Consider the following 25,595-nt stretch of genomic DNA (forward strand, 5'->3'; position numbering starts at 1 on the left):
GTTATATGTTGGTTTACTCATACTCTTCTATCTAGTCCTGCGCCGGACGGCCCTCGGCAGGCGCGTTCAGGCGGCTTCCACAGAACCGACCCGAGAGGCGCGGCGCGCCGCGGCGCCCGGTCCGGCGGGCGCCGCCACGCGGCCGCCGCCACTGGCGGGCCCGCCGCCGCCAAAGCCCATCCGGTGCGGGCCGGAGCGTGGTGGGCGGCGAGGGCGGCCCTGCCGACCGTGTGGGCCACCCGCCTGCGGTCGCCGGTGCGGGCGACGGCGTTCTCGTCGGACCAGCGTTCGATCGTGTACGTCACGGCAGCGGCGAGAGGGCGCAGGAAGGGGTTGGCGGCCGCGCCGAGCTGGGCGAATGCGACGAAGGCGTAGTGGTGCCCGGTCAGGTGGGCGCGTTCGTGGGCGAGCAGGATGTCGCGTTCGGAGGCGTCCAGGGTGCGCAGCATGCCGGTGGAGACCACCACGCGGCCGGGAAGACCGGGAACCGCGAAGGCGTCGGGGGTCTCGTCGTCGACCACGACCAGGCCGTCGTGCGTGGGCATGCATGCCGCCTCAAGCGCGGCGGTGGCCAGCGAGCGGGCGCGGTACCAGAGCATGCGGGCGGCCATGAGGACAGCGACGCCCAGGAGCAGGCCGGCGATCAGCGCCACGGACATCTCGGCGGGGTCGTTCCGCTGCGCGGCCTGGGCCGACCAGTGGCCGAGCCCGGCCAGTGCCGGGATGCGGATCAGGCCGGTGACCGCCAGCAGGCCCAGCGACACCGTGCTTGCCGCACCCAGCACCACGCAGACGGCCGTCAGCAGCCAGGTGGCCAGGCGTGGATCGCAGCGATCCGACAGCGGCCGTGCCCCGAGCGGGGCGAACAGGGACAGCAGCAGCGGGAGGTAGACGGCGATGCGCATCCGGGCGCCCCTCTACGGATTCTGGTCGGGGCCGAGCAGTTGGCGCAGCAGCTCCGCGTCCGCGTCGGACAGGCCGTCGGCGAAACGGGCCAGTACGGCCTCGCGATCGGAGCGCTCCTCCAGGACGGAACGCATACGACGGGCGGCGAAGCCGGGCTCGTCCGTCACCGGAGCGTAGGCGTAGGCGCGGCCCCGCTGGGTGCGGGTCAGCAGCTGCTTGGTGTGCATGCGGGTGAGGATCGTCACCACGGTGCTGTACGTCAGCTCGCTGCCGAGGCGTTCGGCTACCTCGCCGGGGGTCAGCGCGCCGTCGGCCTGCTGGAGCAGGCCCAGGATCTCGGCCTCGCGCTCGCCGTTGGCCCGCTTCGGGCCGCGGCCTTGCATGGGAGTGCTCATGGAGTTTGCCGGTCCTCCTCTCGTCTTCTACAGTCGTGTAAAACTTCTACGACGGTGTAAAAGCCGCCGTCCCCCGAGTGTGCCATGCGCCCGCACCAGACAGCACGGCCCCCTGGCTGCGCACGGCAGGAAAGGCTTACCGGTGCCCCTCGCCCTCAACCCGCTGGACGCCACATCGCTGCTGACGACGTTCGGCACGGCAGGCGTCTTCCTGGTGCTGTTCGCCGAGACCGGGCTGCTGATCGGGTTCTTCCTGCCCGGCGACTCCCTGCTGTTCACCGCCGGGCTGCTGTGCACCACCGGCGCGCACGGCCTGCACCTGTCCCTGCCCCGGGTGCTTGTGGCGGCCGCGGCCGGGGCGCTGCTCGGCGCGCAGGCCGGCTACCTGATCGGCCGCCGCGCCGGACGGACCCTGCTGACCCGGGCCCGCAACCGGCACCTGATCGACGGCATGACCCGGGCCGAGGACCTGCTCGCCCGGTACGGCCACGGCAAGGCGATCGTCTTCGCCCGCTTCATCCCGGTCGTACGCACCGTGCTCAACCCGCTCGCCGGTATCGTCCGCGTACCCGCCCGAACCTTCGCGCTCTGGCAGATCACCGGCGGCCTGGCGTGGACAGTCGGGCTCGTCCTCGGCGGCTACGCCCTCGGCGAGACCGTCCCCGACGTCGACCGCTACCTCCTCCCCATCGTCGGCGTCATCGTCGCCGTGTCCCTGCTGCCGCTGGCCCTGGAACTGCTCCGCTCGCGCCGTCGTACCGGCACGGAAACGAGCCGGGGGCCCGCCGCATGAAGATCACCTTCCTGATCCACAACGTCTACGGGATCGGCGGCACCATCCGCACCACGCTCAACCTCGCCACAGCCCTGGCCGGCCGGCACGAGGTGACGGTGGTCTCGATGCTGCGCCACCGTGCCGATCCCCGCTTCGCCGTCGACCCCCGCGTGACCGTCGTGCCCCTGGTCGACATCCGCCCGGACTCCGCCGACGCGGCCGACCCGCTGACGCACGAGCCGGCCCGCGTCTTCCCCGCCGCGGAGAAGCGGTACAAGCAGTACAACCGCCTCACCGACCAGCGCGTCGAGCAGTACCTGAGCACCTGCGACGCGGACGTCATCATCGGGACCCGGCCCGGCATCAACGTCTACCTGGCCCGCCTCGGCCCTGCCCGCGCCCTGCGCATCGCACAGGAGCACCTCACCCACGACGGCCACAGCAAGAAGCTCCGCGCCCACCTCGCCCGCTCGTACCGCGAGCTGGACGCGGTGGTCACCACCACCGAAGCGGACGCCGCCGCCTACCGGGCGAAGATGAGCCTGCCCGGCGTACACATCCTCGCCATACCCAACAGCGTCCCCGACCCCAGCCTGCCGCCCACGCAGGAGACACCGAAGGTGATCGCCGCAGCCGGCCGGCTGGTCCGCGGCAAGCGGTTCGACCTGCTCATCGAGGCGTTCGCGCAGGTCGCCGCCAAGTACCCCGACTGGACGTTGCGCATCTACGGCACGGGAACCGACCAGCAGCGGCTCCAGCAACTCATCGACCAGCACGACCTGGGACGGCAGGCGCGGCTGATGGGCGCGGTCTCACCGATCGAGGCCGAGTTCGCCAAGGCCTCGATCGTCGCCTCCGCCTCCGACGCCGAGTCCTTCGGCATGACGCTGGTCGAGGCGATGCGCTGCGGCGTACCGGTCGTCGCCACCGACTGCCCGCTCGGCCCCGCCGAGATCATCGACGACGGCGTCGACGGCCGCCTGGTCCCCCTGCGCGACCCGCAGGCCCTGGCCTCCGCGCTGTGCGACCTGATCGCCGACGAACCCGGCCGGCTCCGCATGGGCCAGGCCGCCCGCCACGCCGCCGAACGCTTCGACCCCGCCCACGTCGCCCGCGCCTACGAGGAACTGCTCACCAACCTCGCCGCCTCCCGGCGCTCCCGCACCTGGCAGCGCCACAGGGCCCGCTGGCGCAGCCGGGCGCGCCGGGCCCTGCGCCGACTGCGCCGCTGAGCCCGCCCGCACCGCACGACAACCACCGCCCGCACCGCGTCACAGAAACGGACCCAGATGAGCGCCATCAGCATCGGCCAGGCCGCAGTCCTGGGAGTGGTCGAAGGAATCACGGAATTCCTCCCCATCTCCTCCACCGGCCACCTGAAGATCACCGAAGGGCTGATGGGCATCCCCGTCGACGACACCTCGGTCGTCGGCTTCACCGCCGTCATCCAGGTCGGCGCGATCGCCGCCGTGCTCGTGTACTTCCTCAAGGACATCGTGCGCATCGTCTCCGCCTGGGGCCGCGGCATCCGCAACCGCGATGAACGCCACCACCACGACTACAAGTTCGCCTGGTGGGTCGTCTACGCGACCATCCCGGTGGTCGTCGTCGGCCTGGCCGCCAAACCACTCATCGAAGGCCCGCTCGCCTCGCTGTGGGTGGTGGCCGGCTCCCTGATCGTGGGCAGCGTCGTGATGTGGGCGGCGGACCAGATGGGCCGCCACAAGCGCGGCGAGGACGACACCAGCCTCAAGGACGCCATGCTGGTCGGCAGTTCGCAGATCCTGGCGCTCCTCTTCCCCGGGTTCTCCCGCTCCGGCGCCACCATGTCCACCGCCCTCGTCCTCGACCTCGACCGGGTCGCCGCCACCCGGCTCTCCTTCTTCCTCGGCATCCCCGCACTGACCGGCGCCGGACTGTACGAACTGAAGGACGCCGTGGGGTCCGGGGCCGCCGCCGCTCCACTCGTCGTCGGGACCGCCGTCTCCTTCGTCGTCGCCTACGCCTCCATCGCGTGGCTGCTGAAGTTCGTCGCCAAACACTCCTTCAACGCCTTCGTGATCTACCGCGTCGTCGTCGGTGTGCTGCTGTTCGGCTTGCTCGCCACAGGCGTGCTCAACGCATAGCGGGGTTCAATTGACCGGCCACAGGCTCACCATCTGCTCGTTGCTGTTGTCGTAGCTTCCATGGACGGCGGCGAGCGTCGCACCGTCCGGGCTGAAGGCCATGCCGCCGACGGCATGACGGGTGCGGCCTGTGGTGAGGGTCGCGGTGATGCGACGGTCGGCCACGTCCCACAGCGTCAGGGAGTCACGGCCGACAGCGAGAGTCCGGCCGTCCGGGGCGAAGGTGACGACCATGCCCGAGGCCCCTGTGAGCGTGGTCGGCTGACGTGAAGCGGTGTCCCACAACTGCACCACGCCGTCGCTGCTTCCGGTCGCGAGGGTGCCGTCGCGGCTGAATGACAGCGAGTACACGATGGTGCCCGCGGCGGTCAGGGTGCTGGTGATGCGCTTCTCAGGTACGGAGATCAGCCGGACCGTTCCGTGGTCCTGGCCATCCTGACCGCCGACGGCAAGCGTGTTGCCGTCGGGGCTGAACGCGAGCGCGTAGATCGGACCGTCGCTGATGGTGAGCTCCCCGATGGTGCTGCGGGTGGCGATGTCCCAAAGAGCGACCTCCTGGTCCTCGCTCGTGGCACCCGCGCTGACCACGGCAAGTGTGCCGCCGTCAGGGCTGAACGCCAGATCGGCTCCTCCATTGACTGCGTTCTGTCCGGTCAATGTAGTGATGGTGTCGCTGAGCTGGCCTGTTTCCGCGTTCCGGAGCTCGAACACGTGATTGCCGGACTGCATGCCGGCGCCACTGGCCACAAGGGTCCCATCAGGGCTGAATGCGACTGCGGACACTCCGAGGCCTGTCGCAGGGAAGGTGCGCACCGGCCGGCCGTTGGTTGTGTCCCAGAGGCGGATGCTTGCCGACGAGCCGTCGCCGACAACGGTCGCCAGGGACTGCCCGTTGGGCGCGAAGGCGAGCGAGTTGTTGCCGGTGAAAGCGTCCTCGAGGTTCAGCTTGGGTTCGACCGCGGCCGGAAGCCCGTTGGAGCTCTGCGATGTGACGGGGGCCGTACTGCCGTTCTGCGAGCTTTGGTTGTCGGTCCGGGCGGGGAAGTTCTGGTACCCCCAGAGACCGAGGAGGAGCAGCAGCGGTACGGCCATGGCCAGTGGCAGTCGCAGCTTCTGCATGAGCCGGTGGCCGCCGGGCCGGCCCGCTCCCTCTTCCAGGGAGTGGTCGCCCTCACGCCGGGGTCCCGGCCCTGACGCCGGTCCTTGTGGCGGCTCCGACGGGGGTTCGTCGGTGTGGCAGATCTCCCGGATACGGTCGGAGATCGCCCGACGCAGGGCAAGGCTGAGGAGGATGGGAAAGACGACGGGTGCGGCCATGCGTAGCAGGTGTCGCTGCTCTGTGCGGCAGACCGCGCAGTCGCCGCAGGTGGGGCAGGTATCCACGTGCTGCTGGACCAGCAGGGCCAGTTCGGCGGTGAAGGCGGTGCCGTGGTCCCGCTCGTGCGTCTCCAAGAGCGCACGCAGCTCGGGGCAGTTGGTGCGGTCGCCACGTACCAGCAGGAGCAGTCCGAAGTAGCTGCCGACCTTCTTGGTGAGATCTGTGCAGCGATTGCTCACGGTCTTGGAGTTCTTGCCGAGGTGTTCGGCGATCTCGGCGGGCGGCAATCCCTGGGTGAACCGCAGCCGGAAGAGCTGCTGCTCGCTCTCGCTCAAGGCGTCCTGCACTGCAGCGATCAGACGGCGAGCCTCGTTCGTTCTGTCCGGGTCGTCACGGACCTCCAGCTCCCGGGACAGCGCACGGTCGTTCAGCTCCGCCACCCCGGCCTCGTCCGCGGCGGGACGCTCACGGTGTTTGCGCCAGTACGCCTTGACACGGTTGCGGGCGACACCGCGCAGCCACGGACCGAGCAGGCCGGGCGGCGGCAAGGTGCCTTCTCGTTCGAGGTAGCTGAAGGCATCAGCGAAGGTCTCCTGGACCACGTCATCGGTCCCGGCCAGGTCACCGTCCATGGACGAGGTCACCAGGCGAACGATTGCATTCCCATGCCGGCGGGTGATCTGTTCGTAGATCTCGTTGCGGGCCGAGGCGCTGGGCCGGGGATCCACCTCGAGCGCGGCCAGCAGAGTCGCGTCGTGATCGGGCGTCCCCGTGCTCTCCAGGGTCATGGGATCAGGCACCGGACGGTCCCCTTCGGGGCCCTCAGCCGGACGGCGGAGCCGCGCCCAGGAAAAATCTTGAAAGAATTCTGCGCCCGTCCCGGGAAAAGCGGGAACTCGCCGACCTGTTCCTCCGTACGGCCCCGAGCCCGAGGAGGCAACCATGAACCGTACGGCAGCCCAGACCCTGGTGTCGTCCCGGACCGGCGCGGGACGCGGCGGGAGGCGGACGGCATGACGAGCACCGCGGGGAGGCTGGTCGCCTCCGGTGCGGCAGGAGGTCCTACGGCGGCCGTCGCCATGCAGCACGGCTGGGCCGGGGTGGCTGTGACCGTGGCGGTCACGCTCGGCGCGGCCCTACTCGCCGGGCACGGCAAGGACCTGGTGGCCGGGCTGTTCGGGTGGCTCAGCCCGCCGCATCTTCGGCTCCTGCGCTGGTTGCTGCGTAAGGACCACGTGGCAGGGCCACTGACCACCAGCCAGCTCATCGCTCTCACCACCGCCCTTCACGGCCAGGAGGCCGACGTCGAGCCCCAGGCGCCGGCGGCCGGATTGTCGCCGGGTCAAGGCACGGCGGCAGAGCGGCCGCGGCGGGGCACTGGCTCTCAACGGCGCAACCGCAGAGAGGGCAGGCCCATACAGTAGGACAATTCCCTTATGGGGAGCAGGGTTTGCGGGAAATGTGCGGGTCGCGAATCCTGGGGACCTGCCAGGGGACGCCGCCAGGGCGTAGGGCGTCAGCAGCGCCTGAGGCGGCGCCCCGTGCCGTCGGGACCGCTGTCGCATTCGCGGCCGCGCATGCCTTCATCGCCATGCTGCTGGAGTTCAGTCCTCTTCAGGGGGTGGCGGCTTCAGCACCGGGTCGTCCATGCGCACCAGGCGGTAGCCCTGGCTCCTGCCCGCCGGCCGGCCTGGGCGGCGTGGGCGGTAGGTGGTCGGTACGAAGTGCTTGGACCTCCGTGGCTGGAGCTTGCGCGCGGCCCGCGTCATCGCGGCAAAGACAGGTGAGGTGCTGCACAGTTGCCGGAAGCCCCATTGGGTGAGTCCCGCCCATCGTGCGGCGGTCTGCCAGGTCTCGCCCTGGCTGATCGCCAGGGCCGCGACGCGGACCATGGCGGGCGTGGTGGCGCCACCAGGCCGCAGCCCATGGGCATCGGCCAGCGAGGCCGCCGAAGCGACGGCGGTCGCAAACGCGGGATCCTGGTCGAGCCAGGTCTGCAGGATCCGGTGCGGCACCCCTGCCCACACCGCGGCGGCCTCCCGCCCCAGGCCGTGGGCCACGGCCTGCAGCACGTCAGCCATCCTGGACACGGTCGCGTCCCGCTGACTGGGCTTCTCACCGGCGGCTTTGCCCAGCTCGCGTTCCATCCCCTCGCGTGCACGCAGCCACGCCACCACCTCGGCGGCCGCGCCATCGGGCTCCGGAGCGCTGCGGTCACCGGACTCGCCCGCTGCTTCCCGCGTACGGCTGCCGCTGTGCGGCACGCGTGCGCGTACCTTCGGCAGCCGGCCCTCGGGCAGCGCAGCGCGCGCTGAAGTCTACTGAACTGTAGACACGAAAGGCTGCCCTTATGTCGCGCGTGCGGATCGGAGGGGCGGCACCGTCACCGCAGGGTCACGGGGCAGTGAGAGGGGTCTTCCCCCTGCGCCACCTCGACCCCGTCGTGCAGCCAGATCGCTCCGGTGAAGGACGAGAGGGCCGCGGCACCGCACAACAGGACCACGGTCAGCAGAGCAGGAGCCAGGCGGCGGGTGGGGGCCTGGGCGAGAAGGGCCTTGACCCGGGCCGGCACCGGACCGCTGGTCGCACCCGTGGCGAACGTGGGCAGTTCGCTGCGCTCCCCGTTCCGGGTGACGGCCAGGGCCGCCCTGCCGACCGCCTGCGCCGTCAGCGTACGGTCGCCGGAGGCTTTGGCCGCAGCCTCGTCTGCGGCCCGCTCGGCGGCGAACGACACTTGCGGGACAACGGCGGCGAGTCCCGGATGGCACCAGCCGGCCAGTTGGGCGACCGCCAGGAAGATGTGGTGGCGCCCGGCGAGGTGGGCACGCTCGTGAGCCAGCAAGGGCTCGCGCTCCTCGGGCGCCAGGGCGCGGAGCATGCCGGTGGTCACCACGATCCGGCCGGGGCGGCGCCGCGTGCCGGGCAGGGCGTAGGCGTCCGGCCGGGGATCGTTGAGCACGCACAGGCCCCCGGCCTGCGGGACGTCGGCCACATCACCGTGCGCGGTGCGGAACCTCCGCACTTCCGAGACCGCGCGCCGCACACCGATGACGCAGGTGACCACAAGCGCCCCCGCGGCCAGAGCCGAGACGGCCATCACGACAAAGCCCGGTCCGGCCTCGAGCGGCTGGATGACCTCCGCCAGCTCCGCCACGGCCGGCACCTTCAGGGCCATGGGGAGCAACAGCACTCCCAGGCAGGCCACGACCCCGATCGCCAGCGCCGCGGAGGCCGAGGTGACCACCCACAACGCGATCTCGGGCCGCACCTGAAGCACGGCCCGCCGGGCCAGCGGCAGCAGGACGAACGGCAGCAGCAGCGGAAGCAGCAGCAGGGCGATCACTCGCCGTCTCCCTCCAGTAGGCGCCGGAGCTCGGCCTCGTCGGTGGGGCTGAGCCCTTCCACGAACCGCGCCAGCACCCGCCCGTGATCGTCGTCCCTGTCCAGCTCCCGGTGCATCCGACGGGCGGTCAGACCATGGGAGTCCTCCACGGGGAAGTACACGAAGCCACGCCCGCCGGGGCTGCGGTTCACCACCCCCTTCTCGTGAAGCCGGGCCAGCAGGGTCGCCACGGTGGTCCGCGCCAGGGGCTGCGGCATCGCCTCCCTGACCTGCGCCGCCGTCTGCGGCTTCCCCGCCGCCCACAGCGCCGCGAGCACGCTGGCCTCCAACTCGCCCGCAGGCCGCCGCTCACCGTCCGCGTCCGCCATGGAACCGTCCTCTCCCCTGGATCGTCTACAGTGTTGTAGACGAACTCTGGCCTGTCGACACAGGTCGCCGGCCGGCCCTGACGCCACCCCTGAAACAGGCTCTGGCAGACGGCAACCGGCACCCACCCATTATCCAAGGGGCCCGCGCCGATGATCCTCCCCCACCCCGCATCACCGCAGGCAGCGGACCTGGCCGTGAACCTCCTGGACGCACAGTCCCTCCTCGCCGCGTTCGGAACACTCGGCATCGCGATCATCCTGTTCGCCGAGACCGGCCTGCTCATCGGATTCTTCCTGCCCGGCGACTCCCTGCTGTTCACCGCCGGACTCCTGTGCGCCGGCTCGGCCGGCAGCCCAGGCCGCCTGTCGCTGCCCTGGGTCCTGACCGCCGCCGCGGCCGGAGCACTGGCCGGAGCCCAGACCGGATACCTCCTGGGACGGCGCGCCGGGCCGGCCTTCCTCACCCGCGTGAAATCCCCCAAGATCCACGACGGCGCCGTCAGAGCGGCAGAGATCCTCCAACGCTACGGATACGCGAAGGCGATCGTGCTCGCCCGCTTCCTCCCCATCGTGCGGACCGTCCTCAACCCACTCGCCGGCATCCTCGACGTCCCGGCCCGCGCCTTCGCCCTGTGGCAGATCCTCGGCGGGCTGCTGTGGACCGTCGGCCTGGTCCTCGGCGGCTACGCACTCGGCGCATCCGTCCCGAACGTCGACCGCTACCTCCTGCCGATCATCGCCCTGATCGTCGTCATCTCCCTGATCCCCGTCGGCCTCGAACTACTCCGTTCCCGGCGCACCCGCCGCGCCGCGGAGAGCGCCTGAGCCGCCCATGACCAGCCACAGCACACGCACCCACACGGCAGCCGAAGCCGCCCCAGCCACACCGAGCCGGTCTGTCCTCCGCTGTGCCCTCGCGGCCGCGGTCGCCTTCGGTGCCCTCGCCGCAACCGTCCTGGTCCGCGGAACCAGGACGCTTCCAGCAGAGCTGGGCATTCACCGGCTGCTGCTGGAAAACCGCACCTCCCCGGTCGTGACCGCCCTGCGCGCCGTGACCGCCACCGGGACCGGCGTCTACCCCTACCTCCTGGCCCTGGCCGGCGGCCTGATCGCCGCGCCTGCCGCAAACGCCCTCGCCGCACGGCGGCCGGCGACCCGCACCGCGCTGCTCTGCCTCGCCTTTGCCGGATGGCTGGCGCTCGGGCAGGCGGTCAGGTTCGCGCTCATGACGACCATCGCCCGGCCGCGGCCACCAGGCGACGACTGGATCACCCACGCCTCCCGCTGGTCCTTCCCCTCCGGCCACGCCACCACCTCGGCCATGGCCGCAGGCCTCCTCGTCGCCGCGCTCCTCGCCCGCCGCCCACCCGCGTGGAGACCGTGGGTCGCCCTGACGCTGTGCTGGGCCGCGCTGGTGGGAGTGAGCCGGCTCTGGCTCGGCGTGCACTGGGCCGGCGACGTGGTGGGCGGCTGGCTGCTGGCCACGGCCTGGATCCTCCTCGGGTGTGTGATGGCCGCAGCCTCAGGGCTCCTGACCGCACGAACCGGGGCGAGAGGCTGACCGCAACTGGGTTGGCAGTCGGGCGAGTCGAACCAGGCACGGAACCGCGCCGCCCGTGCGGGTGATCCGCCGGCCGGTTGAGGCGCTGGCGGGCCGTACCAACGGCTCCGGCCCCTGCCCGACGGGAAGTCAGGCAGGGGCCGGATGTTGGTAGCGGGGGAGGGACGGGAACCACGCGACCTCCGGGTCATGGGCCCAGCGAACTACCCACTGCTTGTGCGGCAGGCCGCTCAGCGCTGCGGGACAGCGACGCTGTTCAGGCAAGGCTCGCAGTCGGCCGGACGATGATCTCGCTGACGTCGACCTCCGAAGGCTGGCTGATCGCGTAGGCGATGGCTTCGGCGATCGCCGAAGCAGGGATGGACACCTTGCGGAAGGCACGCATCTCGTCGCGGCCCGCCGGGTCGGAGATGGATTCCGCCAGCTCGGATTCCGTGACGCCTGGCGAGAGCGTGGTGACGCGGATGTCACCGCCCACTTCCTGGCGCAGTCCTTCGGAGATGGCCCAGGCAGCGTGCTTCGTGGCGCAGTAGACCGCCGCCGTGGGCGTGACGGAGTGAGCGCCGATCGAAGCGACGTTGACGAACTGGCCGTGGTGCTGGTCCTGCATGATCGGCAGTGCTGCGGCGATACCGTGCAGGAGACCGCGGATGTTGACGTCGATCATCCGGTTCCACTCGTCGACCTTCGAGGCCTCGAGCTTCGAAAGGGGCATCACACCGGCGTTGTTGACCATGACGTCGATACGGCCGTGCTTGACGTGTGCGGTCTCGACAAAGCGTCGGACGTCTCCGGCCTCGGTCACGTCGAGGGTCTCGTACTCGGCGCTGCCGCCGTCCGCCTGGATTTCCTCAACCACGGCTTTGAGGCGTTCCGTGCGGCGGGCGCCGAGTACGACGTGGTGGCCGCGAGTGGCGAGCAGGCGGGCAGTCGCTTCGCCGATTCCGCTGCTGGCGCCGGTGATGAGGACGATCTTTCGGTCGGTCGAGACAGACATGGGAGTGCCTTTCCGGGATGAGGATGAGGATCAGGGAGCGATGCAAGGTGTCGTGCCGTGCCGGATACAGCGGCCGACTGGAGCAGTTGGCGGGCGTTCACGCCGACCGGTCGGGCTGTTCCCCTTCGCGGAACAGCAACAGGTGCTCGTGATGGAGCACACCGTCGCGGACATCGCCTGTGGCGGTGAAACCGGTGTCGTCGACGTAGTCGATGTGGTTGCCGACGACGGTGTAGCGGCCTGTGTAGGCGCTCTTCCGGTTGCCGCGGGCCTCGTCGTAGCGTCCGTTTGCGAGCAATTCCTGCCGGATGAAGCCGTCTGCGGTCACCCACATGCCGACGTACGGGTGCGGCGGCTTGGGGGAGTTGTTGGTGGTCATGTCTCCACGGTGCGCTCCGCCGCAACGGGCTTCCAGGTCGCGGTCCACCCAGGGTGATGCGGTCCTGGGAGATGCGCACCCACCTTGTGGCGGGCCTGGGATGCAGCCGTGGAGTACGACCTCGGCGGCCGCCGGTAGGCGGCCTTGAGCGAGGGGCATGGACCGCGGGACAACTGGTCGGCAACCGGGTGGGGCTGGTCGCCCTGAGGCACCAACCCCACCCGCCGGGGTCAGATCGCCTGTGCCGTCGGCAGGATGGTGATCTCGGTGAGGTTGACGTGGCGGGGAACCGCGGACATGAACGCGACAGTTTCGGCGATGTCGGAGGACTGCAGGCAGTCGATGTCGCGGATGAGGTTCGCCATCAGGGTGCCGGCGTCGGCGTCCGTGACGTGGTCGGGCAGTTCGGTGTCGACCATGCCGGGCTCGATGGAGGCCACACGGACCATCTTGGGGCCGAGTTCCACCCGGAGCAGCCGCGTGAGGTGGCTGATGTAGGCCTTGGTGCCGGAGTAGATCGAGAACTTCTCCAGGATGCGGGTGGCCGCGATGGAGGAGGTGTTGATCAGGTCGGCAGGCTTGCCCTGAGCTGCGGAAGCCGTCAGTTGCGGCAGGAACGCGGCGATGACGTTCATGACGCCGGTGACGTTGAGGTCGATCTGACGCTGCCACTCGTCGACCTTGAGTTCCTCGATGCCCGAGATCAGCTGCACTCCGGCGTTGTTGAAGACGAGGTCCACCGTGCCCAGGTCGCGCGCGATCCGCTGAGCCGCTTCCGTGACAGCGGCGCGGTCCGTCACGTCGACGACGTACGCGCGAGCGGTGCCGCCGGCGTTCTCGATGTGCTTGACGACGCTGTCGAGCTTGTCCTTGCGGCGTGCCAGGACGGCGACCTTGGCGCCCAGAGCGGCAAGGTGTTCGGCGGTGGCGGCGCCCATGCCGCTGGAGGCGCCGGAGACGACTGCGACACGGCCGTCGAGCGGAGAGCCCGAGAGGAGAGTGGACATGGCAAATTCCTTCGGAATGGAGGGGAGTGTGCGAGGGGGTACAGGTCGGGGTGGAGCCGCCTCTCGCGCGGCGCAGCCTTGCCGGGGCTCGTCAGGGGGAGACCGGCCCGGCCGGGGCTGCTGTGCGGGTGGCGCGCAGTGGCGAGGAAGTCTTCGGCGGGCCCGCGTTACACGGCGACGTCGTGCGCGGTGGCCGCGGACTTCTCACGCCAGGGGGCGAGGTCGTCCTGGATCCGCTGGAGCTTGACCTCGAGACGCTCCAGGGTGTCGCGGCCCAGGTAGAGGTGGGTGGGCAGCTTCTCACCCGACGCCGCCTGGACGATCAGCGCAGCGCCCTTGGCCGGGTCGCCCAGCTGGGCGTGGTTGGCCCTGTCGATCCAGTCCAGCGTGACGTGGGCCGGGGTGTCGTCGTAGTCGGCGATACGCATGGCGGCCACTGACAGGGAACTGGCGTCGAGGAAGTCGGTGCGGAACACACCCGGCTCCACGACCATCGACTGGATGCCGAACGGCGCCATCTCGGCCGAAAGGGCCTCGCTGATCCCGGCCACCGCGAACTTCGACGCCGAGTACAGGCTCACACCGGGCTCGCCCTCGAAACCGGAGCGTGAACCGATGTGGACGAGCCTGCCGGAGCCCTGGCCGCGCATGACCGGCAGTACGGCGCGGGTGACGTTGATCAGACCGAACACATTGAGGTCGAAGAGCGAGCGCGCCTCCGCGTCCGTGATCTCCTCCAGGGCACCCAGCAGGCCCCGGCCTGCGTTGTTCACCAGCACGTCGATCCCGCCGAAGCGTTCGACCGCGGCCTGGACGGCGCCGTTGATGCCGGCCGTGTCGGTGACGTCCAGCGCGACGGCCAGCACCCGGTCGGACCCCTTGAGGTCGTCCGGGACGCGGTCCGGATTACGGACCGCGACCACCACGTTGTCGCCATTTGCCAGCGCGGCACGGGCGATTTCCACGCCGATACCGCGGGATGCTCCGGTGACGAACCAAGTAGTCATTTTCAGGCCTCTTTCTTCCGTGTTTTTCATTCACGTGTTCCGGGTTTTCCCCGACGCATCCGATTCTGCGGAATTCTGCGAGCGGCAGGAAGGCCGGAAGTTTCCTGGGAGAAAAATTCCCAGGCTGCGCGCGGCCGTCATCCCGTCAGCCGCGGAGCCCGCCACGCCCGTGCCCCCCCACCACGGGGACGGAGCCCCAGCGGTGCCACGGGGGCTCGGATTCCTGGGGGAACCGCACCCACTCTCCGGACCGCCACACGAGGCCCAGCCGCCCTAGCCTCGGCTCATGGACACAGACAGCCGCCCCGCGGGCGAGAACGCGCTGGGAGGCTTTCTCCGGGCACGGCGCGCCCAGCTACGCCCGGAGGACGCCGGACTCCCCACAACCGGCCGCCGCAGGGTGCCCGGTCTGCGCCGCGAGGAAGTAGCCACTCTGGCGGGGGTGAGCACCGACTACTACGTACGGCTGGAACAGGGCCGCGAACGGCACCCCTCACGCCAGGTGCTCGATGCCGTGGCGAAGGCCCTGCGCCTGGACGACGATGCAGTGGCGCACCTGTTCCGAGTGGCGATTCCCACCCCACGCCGTGCACGCCGGGCGTCGCGCGTCGAACGCGTCAGCCCCCATCTGCAGCGGCTCGTGGACACCTGGAGTCACACGCCTGCCTACGTACTGGGGCACGCCATGGACATCCTCGCCCGCAACCAACTCGCGGGAGCCCTGTTCGCGGGCTTCAAGACCTGCGACAACCTGATGCGCATGACGTTCCTGGATCCGGCCGCGCATCACTTCCACCGTGACTGGGACCGCGCAGCCGAGTCGTCCGTGTCCGCACTGCGACGGGCGGCCGGGATCGACCCCGACGATCCGCGGCTGGTCGAACTTGTCGGTGAACTGTCACTGAAGAGCGAAGAGTTCCGGTATCTCTGGGCCCGTCACGACGTCAGGGGCAAGACCCGCGAGGCGAAACGCTTCCACCATCCCGAGGTCGGCGACCTGGAGCTGCACTACGAGGCGTTCGCCGTGAACAGCGCACCCGGCCAGCAGGTCGTCATCTACCAGGCCGCGGTCGGCAGTGCGTCAGCCGACGCTCTCGCGCTGCTCGGTTCGCTCAGCGCACGGACAACCGCAGACCGCCCCGTGTCCCGCGGACGGCCCGACTGAGGACGAGAAAGGCGGGGGGATTTCGGGGATCCCGGGGAAAGTGGCACGCGAACAATGCGAGTGCTACGACGCACGAGAGCCGTCCGTCGTTTCCTGGGTGCGACAGGGCCACCTTAACCACTCCACACCCACACCGACGTCGCGGAGAATGACACTATGAGCCAGATCGTGGAACTGGGAGACTTCCTCCGTTCGTGCCGAGGCCGGCTGAGTCCCGCGGACGCGGGAATGCCGAGGACGTCCCGGCGGCGCGTCCCCGGCCTGCGCCGCGAGGAACTCGCCCAGCTGGCCGGAGTCAGCTCCGACTACTACACACGCCTGGAACAGGGACGCAGCCGCACCGCCTCGCCCGAGATCCTCGAGTCGCTCGCAACGGCACTGCGCCTGGACGACACCGAGCGCGAGCACCTGTTCGATCTCGCCAATCGCCGTCCGACTCAGCGGCGCGCGTCCCGGCCCACCCCGGCCGAACGGGTCAGCCCGGCCGTCCGTCAACTGCTGAGCACCCTGGACTCGGCCGGCTGCCCCGCCTTCGTCCTGGGCCGCCGCACCGATGTGCTGGCCGCCAACCCACTCAGCCGTGCACTGATCGCCGACTTCGCCACCATGCCGGCGGGCGAACGCAACCAGACCCGGTTCGTCTTCCTCGACCCCGCCGCCCGGGAACTGTACGCCGACTGGGACACCGTCGCCGCGGACACCGCGGCCATGCTGCGCATGGACGCCGGACGCCACCCGGACGACCGGCAACTGCGCGAGCTCGTCGGTGAAGTCGCCGCACGCAGTGCAGACTTCCGTGTGTACTGGGCGGAGCGCAGGGTGCACGAGCGCACCGAGGGGACCAAGGAATACCACCACCCGGTCGTCGGTGACCTCACCGTCACCTACCAGGCCCTCAGCCTTCCCGGCGACAGTGAGCAGACCCTGTTCATCTACAGCACCGAACCGGGCTCCTCCTCCGAATCCGCCTTGCGGTTCCTCACGACGTGGTCGAACGCATCCCCGGGCGGCCAGCCCCGGGCGGCGGCAGCACTTCGTTCAGCGAGCTTCGCGAAGTGAACCGCGGCGAACGGCCGAGCCTGATGAGCCGAGCACGCAAGTGCTCCCGCCGGGCCTGGCCGGTCGTCGGGTCAGTCCGGTGAGCCCGCCAGGCGGGACAGGGCTCTCACCAGCCCTGGAACGGTCATTCACCGGTCACGTATCGTTTCGGGCTAGCCTGAGGGGATGAGTGGCATCACCCCCTTGGGAGAGTTCCTCAGAGCACGGCGGGAAGCGCTCAAGCCACAGGACGTGGGGCTGCCGGAGCACGGCCGCCGACGGGTCCCGGGACTGCGCCGCGAGGAAGTCGCCCTGCTCGCCGGGGTCAGCTCCGACTACTACATGCGCCTGGAACAGGGCCGCGAGACCAGCCCCTCACCGCAGGTCGTCGATGCCGTCGCTACGGCTCTTCGACTGGACGACGAGGCCACCGAACACCTGCGCAGGCTCACCCGAGCACTCCACGAACGCCGTACCCCCGTGATCAAGAGCGACGAGGTCAGCCCGCAGTTGCTCCGGCTTCTCGACAGCTGGCCCGACACCCCCGCCTTCGTCCTGGGGCCGGCCCTGGACGTTCTGGCGCACAACGACCTCGCGGCCGCGCTCCACAGCGGCTTCCAGCGGTTCGACAATCTCGCCCGCATGGTGTTCCTCGACCCCGCCGGCCGCGATTTCTATCAGGACTGGGACAGGGCGGCCCAAGCGTGTGTCGCTGAGATTCGTTCCGCTTTCGGATACGACCCGGGATCTCCGCGGATCACCGAAATCGTGAAAACCCTGTCCACGAAGAGCCCTGAATTCGCCGAACTGTGGTCACGGCACGATGTGAAGCGGAAGACGCAGCAGGCCAAAGACCTGAAGCACCCGCGCGTCGGTGACCTGCAGATCCAGTTCTCCGCCTTCACCGTCAACGAAGCTCCGCACCAGCAGCTGATCGTCTACCAGGCCGAACCTTCCAGTCCCACCGCTGCGGCCTTCGCCGAGCTCCGTTCGAAGGCGGAGGATCACGAGGGCGCGCCGGAAAGCCTGCAGGAGTACGAGCGCGCCGGCGGCGAGCCGAGGCACCATCCATGACAAGAGTCCACTCGAGGTCGAATGACCCCGGTGGGCATACCCTGGCCGTCACACACCCGGGAAAGACCTGGCCTTACACCTCCGGTGCTTCCTGGCCGGACTGAACGTACCGCGAACGACGAGGGCTGCAGTCCGTGATCGCCCGCAGCCACTGCCGTTCGGCAGGCTGGTACGTGTCAGGAGAGATGAACGATGATCACTGTCGACGATCTGCGGGAACACCCCCTCGACCGGATCCACCGGCTGATCGAGCCCGGCCCGGTGATCCTGCTCAACACACAGCACCGAGGCATCCCGAACGTCATGACCAACGGGTTCAACATGATGGTCCGCCATGCCTCACCGCTGATCGGGTGCGTCGTCGGACCCTGGGATCACAGCTACACCGCGCTCCGGGAGACCGGAGAGTGCGTCATCTCCGTCCCCGGCAGCGAACTCGCGGAGACCGTCGTGGACATCGGCAACTGCTCCGGCGAGGACGTCGACAAGTTCCAGACGTTCGACCTGACGCCCATCGCCGGGAAGCATGTCAGTGCACCGCTGATCGCCGAATGCTTCGCCAACGTCGAATGCCGGGTCGCCGACGCCACCCTGGTCGGTGCCTACGACCTGTTCGTCCTGGAAGCGGTCGGTGCCTGGACCGACCCCACCCAGCCGAACCCGCGGATGCTTCATCACCGCGGAGACGGAACCTTCACGCTGGACGGCGAGATCATCGACCTCAAGGACCGGATGACCAAGTGGCAGTACCTGCAGTGACTGCCTCGTGAGGTCGCCCAACCAGTCGGGTCCACAGGCGTGGGGGCCTCGCGTTTGGAATGCGACCTCAGTTGTATCGACGTTTCGGTCACCGATCAGCGAGAACCGGCCGATGCCCGTGTCGATGCAGTCACACCCTTCCGGTGCGAACACGCGTTCCCGTAATCTCCCTTTCTGCATGATCAAAGGGGTCAGGCCTCCCGTCACCCGAGGGCAACACCCCCGTCATGGCACCGGCTGGCGCGGCTTCCGCGCGCATACCGGGCCGGTGACCAGATGCCGAAGCGGCTTCCGCAACCGAGGGGACCATGTTGGACTTCGACACCGCAGCGTCGCGCCATGCCGGCCGTCGCATCGGCCTGCCGCTGGCGGTCGTGGCCGTGACCGCTCTCGCGGCCGGATGCGGCCCGTCGGAGGGGAAGCCGTCCGCGGCTCGCACGACGTCACCGGCCCCCCTCGTCGTGGTGACGGCTCACGCGAGCCCGTCGCGGTCCGAAGCCGAGCCGCGGGGCGGCGGAACAGGCGACGCGGGGACCGCCGCTTTCAAGGACGGTGTCATGGTGCGTGAGCCGGTGCTGAAGGCGACCGGCGACGCCTTCCGGGTCGGCGTCAGGGTCGTCAACACACACTCCGCACCGGCCAGGATCCAGGCCGTCATCCGGCTGACCGGACCCTGGGGGTACAACGCCGTGATTGATGTAGAGACCGACGTTCTGGGGTACGGCGATTCCTACGACGGCGTCTACACCGCGCACGACGAGACTGCGGGTGCGGTGATCCCCGACCGGCCAACGGTCGTGGTGGTCGCGGTCACTCGAACCCGGGCGTGACGCCCCGCGTTTCACTTCACCGCCCTGGCCGCGGGCGCGCGGATACGCCGAGAAGCGGGTCTGCCGACGCCTAGCGCGCCGCTCCGTGGTGTCCGGCCCGCCCTGAACGTCCGAGATAGCAGCTGCCGTCCCGGCCCATCCGGCCTTCCCCCTCCCGGAGGCCGGCGGGGGAGGGCAGACTGGTGGGCATCTGCGCCCCCGCCAAGGCAGTGTGGTGGAGAGAGGGGCGCCGATGGGCAGCGCCGTGCGGAAATCCCCTTGAACGGGCGCCAGTAGACGTGCAGGCTTGCGCGGTGATTCCCGTGCTGGCCCCTGGCTTTCTGAGCTGGGACGAGGTGGAGCCCACCCGTCATCCCTTCGACAGCGTGTCGGCTGCGCAGGTGGTGCGTTCGCTCGGGCCGGCCGGGCGTGTGCCCCGCCGCCCCGACGTTGCTGTGGCCAACCCGGCAATGGGTGCTTGGAGCCACGGCGAGGGCAAACTCTGGGCCGACGCCATGTCTCATGTCCTCGTTGAGCGCTATGGCCGCTGGGCCGTGGGCTGGCGGTGGGCGCACGACGAGGGCGACTTCGACGGTGGGCCGGTCGGGAACTGGTGCTGCCCCCGTCACTCGATCACCACTCCGGACGAGACGCTCGCGCGTGTTGTCGCGGCGCTGTGCGAGTGGCGCGGCTGGCTGGAGAGTCTCGCCGGGTGGTTCGAGGCGTATCCGTTGGACCTGACCGCCGTCGAGGACCAGCGGATCCTGTGGGAACGCGCCGCACGCAACCTGATCCTGCAGGTGACCGACCGCACCGGCTGCGGCAGCGGTTGGCACGGGCACTGTGAGCAAGTGCTCATCTGGTTCCTCAGCCGCTGGGGAGTCGCGCCCGATGCCGCGAAGGAGCTGGTCGGTCAGGCCATCGGCGGTCGGTTCCAGAGCTGGACCGGCCCTGACACGGTGCTCGTCGAGGACATCGCGGAACGGATTGCGCTGTCCCTGCGGCCGAACGACGGCGTGGGCCCCGCCGGGCCCGCGCCGGACCACCTGCAGCGCTGGCTCGAGGTCCGCGAGACGGTGGCGTGGCAGAAGGCGCCGGACGGCGTCACCGACGGCCCGGTGGTTCCCGCCCGCGACGGCGCGGCGGAGGACATCCGCGCCTTCGACGGCGCTGTGGACGCAGCGAGGGCGGATGGCCTGCTCGCCGCCCTGGAACAATCGCGGGACGACGCGGCGCGCGGCGCCCCCCTCAATTTCGAAGTACTGCAGGGTTGGCAGCAGCACGTCCTGGACACACCGCAGCCGCCACCGTTCCGAAGCCTGCCCGCCTTCGCCAAGGGCGGCCGGGAACGCTACGGCATCGCCCCGGACACCCGCGACCGCCTCGACGCCTGCCTGAGCGAGAGCGCAGCCGGCGGCGAGCAGCCTTTGCCCCTGACAGCCCGAGCCGCCCGCGCCTATCTCGACGTCTGCTTCTTCCATCCCTTCGACGACGGCAACGCCAGGTCCGCGTTCCTCGCCCTCGTCTTCGTGCTCGCCCGCGAGGGCGTCGCGTTGAACGGGGTCAGCTTGCTGCGTCGCATCGCCTTCCAGGCCGCCGACCCCCAGGACGCGCTGCTGCTGGCCCGGTACATCGACACCCACCTCGCGGATACTCGGCGCAGCTCGCCGCCCTCGGCTCCTAGCCCGACCGGCAGGACGACACATGGCCCCCCGGCGACTGCAAACCTGCCCTGAAGACCGGCACAGGAAAGACTTTCCTACGCAAGACCCCATTCCGTCACGAATGCGCTGGGGACGCTGTCCGAAGACGCGGTCATGCTCATCGTCGTGGTCTCGGTGGTCGCCTACGTCAGGTCCAGGATGAGCCGGAAAGCACAGAGCTGAGCGGATCTGGTGAGCGATGCGCGTCGGGGCGAAGGCCGCTGAAGCGACCGTTCGTCGTCTGTGCGGCACACTGATTGAGTGCCGCACAGGGAACGGCAGACGGATCAGCGCCTGGAGCGGGCCATTCTGGAGCTGCTGGACCGTCGTGCGCCGACCGCGACGATCTGCCCTTCTGACGCCGCGCGGGCGGTTTACGAAGGGGATGACGACGGCTGGCGCGCGCTCATGGAACCGGCCCGGCGAGCGGCCCGGCGGCTGGCCGCAGCCGGCGAGGTGGAGATTACCCAGGCCGGCCGTCCCGTCGAGCCGGACAAGGCCCGCGGCCCCATCCGTATCCGCCGCCTCCGCTGACCTGTCCCCGGGTCGGCCCGTTGCTGGTAGTCCGGTGGTCTGCCGGTCGTGTGTGGGAGGCGCGCGGTGGGACGCGGTGATCAGGGGGCTGTGGTGGCGGCGCTTGTCGGGGCCGGGCTGTCTTCGGTACGGGCGGTCGCCCTGAACTGGCCCGGCGGTTGTGAGCGTGCCCGGCGGAAGGCCCGGCTGAAGGCGTAGCCGGAGGAGTAGCCGACCGAGGCGGCGATCGCGTCGAGGCTGTCGTGGGTGTCGCGCAGGCGCCGGGCGGCGAGGTCCATGCGCCAGCGGGTGAGGTATGCGCCGGGCGACTCGCCGGTGGCGGCGGCGAAGCGGCGGTCGAGAGTGGCGCGCGAGACTCCGACCTCACGGGCCAGGGCGGCGGTGGTCCATGGTCTGGCGGGCTCCTCGTGGAGCCTGGTCACGGCGGCTCCCACCACCGGGTCGTCCAGAGCCCCGAGCCAGGAGGGGGCGGACGTTCCACCGGAGGTGAGCCAGGCCCGCAGCACTTGGACCAGCAGGACGTCCACCAGTCGGTCGAGGACCACGCCGGTGGCCGCCCGCGGAGCGGCGAGTTCGCGGCCGAGCAGGCGCACGGTGTCCTGGGCCAGCCCGTTCGGATCATCGCCCGAGCGCAGGTGGACCACATCGGGCAGCAGGGTGAGCACCTGCGTCGAGACGGTCCGGTCATGGTCGTAATCGGCGCACAGGATGCGGGCACGTACCGGTCCGGTGCCGATCGACACGGTCCCCGAGCCGGTGAGATGCCAGTCGTCGAACGTGCGGGGCCCCGTGCGGGCCACTGCTGCCGGGTCGCTGCCGAGTGCGTGCGCGGCCCCGCCGGGCAGGAGGACGACGTCACCCGGCATCAGTTGCAGGGGCGGGCCGTCCGGCAGACCCACCCAGACCGTTCCCGCGGTGACCGCGTGAAGCGACGCGCGCGGCGTTGCGGAGGTCCACCACCAGCCCCAGTCCTCGCCGGCCTCGATGCGTGCACCGACAGCTCCCCGCACATCCGACAGGGCCAGTACCTCGGCGAGCAGATCCATGGAGGCAGCCTACCTAAGTGCGGTGAGGCAAACAGATATGTTTTTGCGGTAATGAGCCATCGTTCCGCTCAAGGTCTGCGCCATACGGTGAACGCATGAAGATTTCGGGAAGCACTGTACTGATCACCGGGGCCTCTCGCGGGCTCGGCCGTCACTTCGCCGAGGAACTCCTCGCGCGCGGTGCCAAGGTGTACGCGACCGCACGTGACCCCGAGCGCGTGGACATCGCGGGCGCCGAGCGCCTGCGCCTCGACCTCCTCGACCCCGCCTCCGTCACCGCTGCGGCCGCAGCCGCACCGGACGTCACGCTGCTGATCAACAACGCGGCCATCAGCCTCTACCAGGACCTCGTCACCGGTGACCTGGACAAGATCCGCCGCGAGCTGGACACCTCCTTCTACGGCACCCTCTCGGTCGTACGTGCCTTCGCCCCGGTGCTCGCCGCGAACGGCGGCGGCGCGATCCTGAACGTTCTCTCGCGTCTGTCGTGGCTCTCCTATCCGGGCGCCAACTCCTACGCGGCCGCCAAGGCGGCCGCCTGGAGCCTGACCAACGGCGTCCGCCTGGAGCTGGCGGGGCAGGGCACCCAGGTCACCGGCCTGCTGATGAGCTCGACCGACACGGACATGATGAGCGGGTGGGACATCCCGAAGAACGACCCCGCCGATGTCGTGCGCCAAGCCCTGGACGGACTCGAAGCCGGCGAACTGGAAGTCCTCGCGGACGAGGACACCCGCCTGGCGAAGGCGGCGCTCAGCGCCGACCCGGGCGAGACGTACGGTGCGCTCCTCACGCAGTCAGGAACCCACGGTGACCCGGAGGGCGGCGCCCGGCAGTGAGGCGGAGGGAGTGACGCGCCGCTGCCAGGCCGTCTTCAGCCGCCCACGGCCCTGGGCCACCATCCGCACCCCACGGATGAGGGAGACCCCACTGCCTGTGGGCTGCGCGGTGGGGCCTCGCGAGGGTCCCGGTTCCTGCGTGGTACCGCGCACGAACCGGTCCGGAACGGTGAGCCAGGGCTTCTCCGGCGTCGCCCGACTGCCCGGCCGCGTACGCGAGGTCCTCACCGCGCGGGCGGATGGGCCAACCGCTCACGCGGGCACGGCCGATACGGAGCGAGTGGATCGACTCACCCCCGTGTCAGGCGACCGATGTGTAGTGGGAGGCGTCGCCCTTGATCGAGTAGCTCGCCTTGCCCCCGACGCCGACCGGCACGTCACCCGCGACCGTCACGCGGTGCAGGCGGGCTACTGGTCCTGCGGCATCAGGGCGCGGAACACGAGGAGCACCATCGGGCGGGGATGCGCGGCGACCGGCGCCGGTGCCACACGATCCAACGTCCAGCCCACCGCTTCCACCTGCTCGATCACATCCGAGAGGTCATTCGTCGTCCCGGCCCGAGCAGACTCCAACTCGACCAGCACCGAATACACCTGCCGTCCTGCGCCACGTCGGGAAGCAGCCTCATCCGCCGCTACGACAGCGGCACGCGAACCCCACCGCATCACAGCTCCCTCGGCCCAGTTGCATCGACCGATGTCGTCGTCACCGGTCCGGAGCGATCGTCGTCCATCTTGTCCTTGTGCGGGTACATCCACACGGCTGCACAGATGAGCACTCACGAACACCCCCCTCTGATCTGGAAGCACACGGTACAGCGGTGCTTGATCAACGACCATCGCCAAACGGCCTCGCTCCGTAGGCAGGGGGGACTTCACACCCCCAGGACGTGGCCCGGCAGCGCCGCCCTTGCCGACCGGCCGGGCAGGTCGACGTCCAGCGTGAGGCGGTGTCGTAGGAGGCGTCCCACCCGTCGCTCCACTTGTGTGTAGATGAGCGCGGCGAGACCAAGCACGAAGACAAGGGACACCGTCATCGAAGGCAGTAGTCCCAGCCCCGGGACTGCCTTGAGCAGTCCCTTGGCCAAGGGGATCCCGATGCTTTGGTGGACGAGGTAGAAGGGATACGTCAGTCCGCCGGCTGTGATCAGCCAACGCCACCGCACTCCGGCCCATGGTCCGACACCGGCCAGTGCCAGCAGCGCGAGGCAGAGGGTGAGTATGGCCGCGCACGCGGCCCAGGAGGGCCGCCCCTCGCCACCGGCGTGGTCCGCCACGCGGAATTCCAGCACGGTGAGTGCGTAGCACCAGGCGAAACCCAGCAGCAGCCACAGCAGCAGGTTCTGGCCGAACCTGCGCATCAGGTAGAGCACGATGCCGGCGACGAAGAGGCCGGTGTACCGGCTCAGTACGAACTCGTCGAGCATCGGCGAGTCGACTTCAAGTGCGATGGTGCCGGCCAGGAGCCATGCTCCGCAGAACGCCACCATCCGCCGGTAGGTCAGCCCGAAGACGAGCAGCACGGCCATCAGGAGATAGAAGCGGGCTTCCACCCAGAGCGTCCAGCTCACGCCGCTGACCAGGTCAAGCCCGAGTGGGCCCGGAGCCATCGTCAGGTTTCCCAGGACCGTGCGGGTGTCGATGCGCGTGGCGGCGTCCCAGTGACCCAGCTGCGCGACCACGACGAGGGCGACCACCAGGAGCACCGTGCACCAGTAGGCAGGGAAGAGTCGTGAGACGCGGGAGACGGTGAACTGCGCGGGTGTACGTCCCCAGCCGCTCATGCAGATGACGAATCCGCTGATGATGAAGAAGAACTCGACGCCGAGCCAGCCGTAACCGCTGAGCGTGTGCAGGAGCGGCACGGCGTCCTTGAGTTCGGTCCGCCCCCAGAAGTGTGGGGTGGGCGTGCCCAGATAGTGGTAGGCGGCCACCATGGCCGCTGCCACCAGGCGGAGCCCGTCGATGGCGGCCAGTCGTACCGGCCCCTTCTGCGGTCGGCCGGAGTCGACGGACCCGCTGATCTCAACGGGGCGGTGGCCGTGACTTGAGGCCTGTCGTTCCTTACCGGGATGCACGCTCATGCTGTGTGTGCCTCTTCGTGGATCGCTCGTCGCAGACCATGAACCCCAGCGAGAACAGGGCATGGCCGCGGATTGGTTGGGCGCTCAGGTGGAAACCGCGGACGGTGTGACCGGTGAGCACGTCCAGGACTATACATGCCATGTATACACACGCTGTATAGGAGTGTGTTTCTTTTCCCGGTCTCCACACCTTCATCGGTGGGGTCAGGACGTCGACGCCGACGGAAGCCGCATGCCGACCGCACGTGAGCGTCGATTTCTCCTGCTCAGGCATGTGGCGTCGGCTTCGTGAGCAGGCGTGCGCCGTGGCATCGGCGCCGGGAATCCGGAGAGGGGGCGGTCGGGACCGAGCAGGTACGGCA

The 25,595-nt window shown here is 69.8% G+C and carries 27 protein-coding genes; 14 read left to right on the top strand and 13 right to left on the bottom strand.

Features of this window, described 5'->3' with window-relative positions; genetic code table 11:
- Positions 1–17 precede the first annotated feature (17 nt).
- Entirely contained in the window at positions 18–905 is an 888-nt protein-coding gene (locus PV350_RS00005; RefSeq protein ID WP_500332411.1) for a M56 family metallopeptidase, read from the bottom strand.
- Between the two features lie 12 nt (positions 906–917).
- Entirely contained in the window at positions 918–1,301 is a 384-nt protein-coding gene (locus tag PV350_RS00010; RefSeq protein ID WP_500332412.1) for a BlaI/MecI/CopY family transcriptional regulator, read from the bottom strand.
- 142 nt (positions 1,302–1,443) lie between these two features.
- Here PV350_RS00010 and PV350_RS00015 point away from each other — a divergent pair, with 142 nt between their 5' ends.
- From PV350_RS00015 to PV350_RS00025, 3 genes are read left to right on the top strand one after another with little or no spacing between them, the layout of a single operon-like run.
- Entirely contained in the window at positions 1,444–2,094 is a 651-nt protein-coding gene (locus PV350_RS00015) for a DedA family protein (protein WP_499516664.1), read from the top strand.
- Positions 2,091–3,308: a glycosyltransferase family 4 protein gene (locus tag PV350_RS00020; RefSeq protein ID WP_500332413.1), complete on the top strand. Its 1,218-nt coding sequence runs from the start codon at positions 2,091–2,093 to the stop codon at positions 3,306–3,308. Before PV350_RS00015 ends, PV350_RS00020 begins: the two co-directional genes overlap by 4 nt.
- 57 nt (positions 3,309–3,365) lie before the next feature.
- Entirely contained in the window at positions 3,366–4,202 is an 837-nt protein-coding gene (locus PV350_RS00025; protein ID WP_500332414.1) for an undecaprenyl-diphosphate phosphatase, read from the top strand.
- 6 nt (positions 4,203–4,208) lie between these two features.
- Here PV350_RS00025 and PV350_RS00030 read toward each other — a convergent pair whose 3' ends face one another.
- Complete coding sequence (locus PV350_RS00030) at positions 4,209–6,308, bottom strand: sigma-70 family RNA polymerase sigma factor (RefSeq protein ID WP_500332415.1); 2,100 nt, start codon at positions 6,306–6,308, stop codon at positions 4,209–4,211.
- A 225-nt stretch (positions 6,309–6,533) separates the two neighbouring features.
- Between PV350_RS00030 and PV350_RS00035 the strand changes: the two genes are divergently transcribed.
- The gene (locus PV350_RS00035) at positions 6,534–6,944 is read left to right on the top strand and encodes a hypothetical protein (protein WP_500332416.1); all 411 of its coding nucleotides are present in this window, start codon (positions 6,534–6,536) and stop codon (positions 6,942–6,944) included.
- Between the two features lie 180 nt (positions 6,945–7,124).
- Here the strand turns inward: PV350_RS00035 and PV350_RS00040 are convergent, their stop codons facing one another.
- The 3 genes from PV350_RS00040 to PV350_RS00050 all read right to left on the bottom strand — a co-directional run bounded on the left by PV350_RS00040 (position 7,125) and on the right by PV350_RS00050 (position 9,231).
- Entirely contained in the window at positions 7,125–7,784 is a 660-nt protein-coding gene (locus PV350_RS00040; protein WP_500332417.1) for a hypothetical protein, read from the bottom strand.
- Positions 7,785–7,903: 119 nt separating this feature from the next.
- A complete protein-coding gene (locus PV350_RS00045; RefSeq protein ID WP_500332418.1) occupies positions 7,904–8,863 on the bottom strand; it encodes a M48 family metalloprotease in 960 nt (319 codons plus the stop codon).
- The gene (locus PV350_RS00050) at positions 8,860–9,231 is read right to left on the bottom strand and encodes a BlaI/MecI/CopY family transcriptional regulator (protein WP_500332419.1); all 372 of its coding nucleotides are present in this window, start codon (positions 9,229–9,231) and stop codon (positions 8,860–8,862) included. Before PV350_RS00050 ends, PV350_RS00045 begins: the two co-directional genes overlap by 4 nt.
- A gap of 150 nt (positions 9,232–9,381) precedes the next feature.
- On the opposite strand from PV350_RS00050, the gene PV350_RS00055 reads away from it, so the two are divergent.
- Positions 9,382–10,056, top strand: a complete 675-nt coding sequence (locus PV350_RS00055; RefSeq protein ID WP_500332420.1) for a DedA family protein — start codon at positions 9,382–9,384, stop codon at positions 10,054–10,056.
- Positions 10,057–10,063: 7 nt separating this feature from the next.
- Positions 10,064–10,792, top strand: coding sequence for a phosphatase PAP2 family protein (locus PV350_RS00060; RefSeq protein ID WP_500332421.1), 729 nt, complete (start codon positions 10,064–10,066; stop codon positions 10,790–10,792).
- Between the two features lie 256 nt (positions 10,793–11,048).
- On the opposite strand, the gene PV350_RS00065 is transcribed toward PV350_RS00060, so the two are convergent.
- The 4 genes from PV350_RS00065 to PV350_RS00080 all read right to left on the bottom strand — a co-directional run bounded on the left by PV350_RS00065 (position 11,049) and on the right by PV350_RS00080 (position 14,182).
- Positions 11,049–11,789 (bottom strand): SDR family oxidoreductase, encoded by a 741-nt coding sequence (locus tag PV350_RS00065; protein WP_500332422.1) that lies wholly within the window; start codon positions 11,787–11,789, stop codon positions 11,049–11,051.
- 97 nt (positions 11,790–11,886) lie between these two features.
- Positions 11,887–12,168, bottom strand: a complete 282-nt coding sequence (locus PV350_RS00070) for an Atu4866 domain-containing protein (RefSeq protein ID WP_500332423.1) — start codon at positions 12,166–12,168, stop codon at positions 11,887–11,889.
- A gap of 230 nt (positions 12,169–12,398) precedes the next feature.
- Positions 12,399–13,175: an SDR family oxidoreductase gene (locus PV350_RS00075; RefSeq protein WP_500332424.1), complete on the bottom strand. Its 777-nt coding sequence runs from the start codon at positions 13,173–13,175 to the stop codon at positions 12,399–12,401.
- 167 nt (positions 13,176–13,342) lie between these two features.
- A complete protein-coding gene (locus PV350_RS00080) occupies positions 13,343–14,182 on the bottom strand; it encodes an SDR family NAD(P)-dependent oxidoreductase (protein WP_500332425.1) in 840 nt (279 codons plus the stop codon).
- A 286-nt stretch (positions 14,183–14,468) separates the two neighbouring features.
- Here PV350_RS00080 and PV350_RS00085 point away from each other — a divergent pair, with 286 nt between their 5' ends.
- The 7 genes from PV350_RS00085 (at position 14,469) to PV350_RS00115 (ending at position 21,264) form a co-directional block, all read left to right on the top strand.
- Positions 14,469–15,347, top strand: coding sequence for a helix-turn-helix transcriptional regulator (locus tag PV350_RS00085; RefSeq protein ID WP_500332426.1), 879 nt, complete (start codon positions 14,469–14,471; stop codon positions 15,345–15,347).
- A 156-nt stretch (positions 15,348–15,503) separates the two neighbouring features.
- Positions 15,504–16,406 carry a helix-turn-helix transcriptional regulator gene (locus tag PV350_RS00090; RefSeq protein WP_500332427.1) on the top strand — a complete coding sequence of 301 codons (903 nt, stop codon included), beginning with the start codon at positions 15,504–15,506 and terminating at the stop codon, positions 16,404–16,406.
- 165 nt (positions 16,407–16,571) lie between these two features.
- Positions 16,572–17,459 carry a helix-turn-helix transcriptional regulator gene (locus tag PV350_RS00095; protein ID WP_500332428.1) on the top strand — a complete coding sequence of 296 codons (888 nt, stop codon included), beginning with the start codon at positions 16,572–16,574 and terminating at the stop codon, positions 17,457–17,459.
- Between the two features lie 192 nt (positions 17,460–17,651).
- A complete protein-coding gene (locus PV350_RS00100) occupies positions 17,652–18,218 on the top strand; it encodes a flavin reductase family protein (protein ID WP_500332429.1) in 567 nt (188 codons plus the stop codon).
- Positions 18,219–18,529: 311 nt separating this feature from the next.
- Positions 18,530–19,048: a hypothetical protein gene (locus PV350_RS00105; protein WP_500332430.1), complete on the top strand. Its 519-nt coding sequence runs from the start codon at positions 18,530–18,532 to the stop codon at positions 19,046–19,048.
- A 293-nt stretch (positions 19,049–19,341) separates the two neighbouring features.
- Positions 19,342–20,763: a Fic family protein gene (locus PV350_RS00110; protein ID WP_500332431.1), complete on the top strand. Its 1,422-nt coding sequence runs from the start codon at positions 19,342–19,344 to the stop codon at positions 20,761–20,763.
- A gap of 228 nt (positions 20,764–20,991) precedes the next feature.
- A complete protein-coding gene (locus tag PV350_RS00115; RefSeq protein WP_499510007.1) occupies positions 20,992–21,264 on the top strand; it encodes a DUF3253 domain-containing protein in 273 nt (90 codons plus the stop codon).
- 80 nt (positions 21,265–21,344) lie between these two features.
- Here PV350_RS00115 and PV350_RS00120 read toward each other — a convergent pair whose 3' ends face one another.
- Positions 21,345–22,310 (bottom strand): AraC family transcriptional regulator, encoded by a 966-nt coding sequence (locus PV350_RS00120; protein ID WP_499510006.1) that lies wholly within the window; start codon positions 22,308–22,310, stop codon positions 21,345–21,347.
- 95 nt (positions 22,311–22,405) lie between these two features.
- Between PV350_RS00120 and PV350_RS00125 the strand changes: the two genes are divergently transcribed.
- The gene (locus tag PV350_RS00125) at positions 22,406–23,149 is read left to right on the top strand and encodes an SDR family oxidoreductase (protein ID WP_499510005.1); all 744 of its coding nucleotides are present in this window, start codon (positions 22,406–22,408) and stop codon (positions 23,147–23,149) included.
- Positions 23,150–23,557: 408 nt separating this feature from the next.
- Here PV350_RS00125 and PV350_RS00130 read toward each other — a convergent pair whose 3' ends face one another.
- On the bottom strand, positions 23,558–23,743 hold the full coding sequence (locus PV350_RS00130; protein ID WP_500332432.1) for a hypothetical protein: 186 nt from the start codon (positions 23,741–23,743) through the stop codon (positions 23,558–23,560).
- 281 nt (positions 23,744–24,024) lie between these two features.
- A complete protein-coding gene (locus PV350_RS00135) occupies positions 24,025–25,233 on the bottom strand; it encodes an acyltransferase family protein (protein ID WP_499510003.1) in 1,209 nt (402 codons plus the stop codon).
- Between the last annotated feature and the right edge of the window lie 362 nt (positions 25,234–25,595).

Source organism: Streptomyces sp. PA03-6a (assembly GCF_033792765.1).
Classification (GTDB): domain Bacteria; phylum Actinomycetota; class Actinomycetes; order Streptomycetales; family Streptomycetaceae; genus Actinacidiphila.

What these genes read in the sequence shown, in the direction of transcription:
- PV350_RS00005 (WP_500332411.1), bottom strand. Translation starts at nt 905, where the DNA reads ATGCGCATCGCCGTCTACCTCCCGCTGCTGCTGTCCCTGTTCGCCCCG.
- PV350_RS00010 (WP_500332412.1), bottom strand. Translation starts at nt 1,301, where the DNA reads ATGAGCACTCCCATGCAAGGCCGCGGCCCGAAGCGGGCCAACGGCGAG.
- PV350_RS00020 (WP_500332413.1), top strand. Translation starts at nt 2,091, where the DNA reads ATGAAGATCACCTTCCTGATCCACAACGTCTACGGGATCGGCGGCACC.
- PV350_RS00025 (WP_500332414.1), top strand. Translation starts at nt 3,366, where the DNA reads ATGAGCGCCATCAGCATCGGCCAGGCCGCAGTCCTGGGAGTGGTCGAA.
- PV350_RS00030 (WP_500332415.1), bottom strand. Translation starts at nt 6,308, where the DNA reads ATGACCCTGGAGAGCACGGGGACGCCCGATCACGACGCGACTCTGCTG.
- PV350_RS00035 (WP_500332416.1), top strand. Translation starts at nt 6,534, where the DNA reads ATGACGAGCACCGCGGGGAGGCTGGTCGCCTCCGGTGCGGCAGGAGGT.
- PV350_RS00050 (WP_500332419.1), bottom strand. Translation starts at nt 9,231, where the DNA reads ATGGCGGACGCGGACGGTGAGCGGCGGCCTGCGGGCGAGTTGGAGGCC.
- PV350_RS00055 (WP_500332420.1), top strand. Translation starts at nt 9,382, where the DNA reads ATGATCCTCCCCCACCCCGCATCACCGCAGGCAGCGGACCTGGCCGTG.
- PV350_RS00060 (WP_500332421.1), top strand. Translation starts at nt 10,064, where the DNA reads ATGACCAGCCACAGCACACGCACCCACACGGCAGCCGAAGCCGCCCCA.
- PV350_RS00065 (WP_500332422.1), bottom strand. Translation starts at nt 11,789, where the DNA reads ATGTCTGTCTCGACCGACCGAAAGATCGTCCTCATCACCGGCGCCAGC.
- PV350_RS00070 (WP_500332423.1), bottom strand. Translation starts at nt 12,168, where the DNA reads ATGACCACCAACAACTCCCCCAAGCCGCCGCACCCGTACGTCGGCATG.
- PV350_RS00075 (WP_500332424.1), bottom strand. Translation starts at nt 13,175, where the DNA reads ATGTCCACTCTCCTCTCGGGCTCTCCGCTCGACGGCCGTGTCGCAGTC.
- PV350_RS00080 (WP_500332425.1), bottom strand. Translation starts at nt 14,182, where the DNA reads ATGACTACTTGGTTCGTCACCGGAGCATCCCGCGGTATCGGCGTGGAA.
- PV350_RS00085 (WP_500332426.1), top strand. Translation starts at nt 14,469, where the DNA reads ATGGACACAGACAGCCGCCCCGCGGGCGAGAACGCGCTGGGAGGCTTT.
- PV350_RS00090 (WP_500332427.1), top strand. Translation starts at nt 15,504, where the DNA reads ATGAGCCAGATCGTGGAACTGGGAGACTTCCTCCGTTCGTGCCGAGGC.
- PV350_RS00095 (WP_500332428.1), top strand. Translation starts at nt 16,572, where the DNA reads ATGAGTGGCATCACCCCCTTGGGAGAGTTCCTCAGAGCACGGCGGGAA.
- PV350_RS00100 (WP_500332429.1), top strand. Translation starts at nt 17,652, where the DNA reads ATGATCACTGTCGACGATCTGCGGGAACACCCCCTCGACCGGATCCAC.
- PV350_RS00120 (WP_499510006.1), bottom strand. Translation starts at nt 22,310, where the DNA reads ATGGATCTGCTCGCCGAGGTACTGGCCCTGTCGGATGTGCGGGGAGCT.
- PV350_RS00125 (WP_499510005.1), top strand. Translation starts at nt 22,406, where the DNA reads ATGAAGATTTCGGGAAGCACTGTACTGATCACCGGGGCCTCTCGCGGG.
- PV350_RS00135 (WP_499510003.1), bottom strand. Translation starts at nt 25,233, where the DNA reads ATGAGCGTGCATCCCGGTAAGGAACGACAGGCCTCAAGTCACGGCCAC.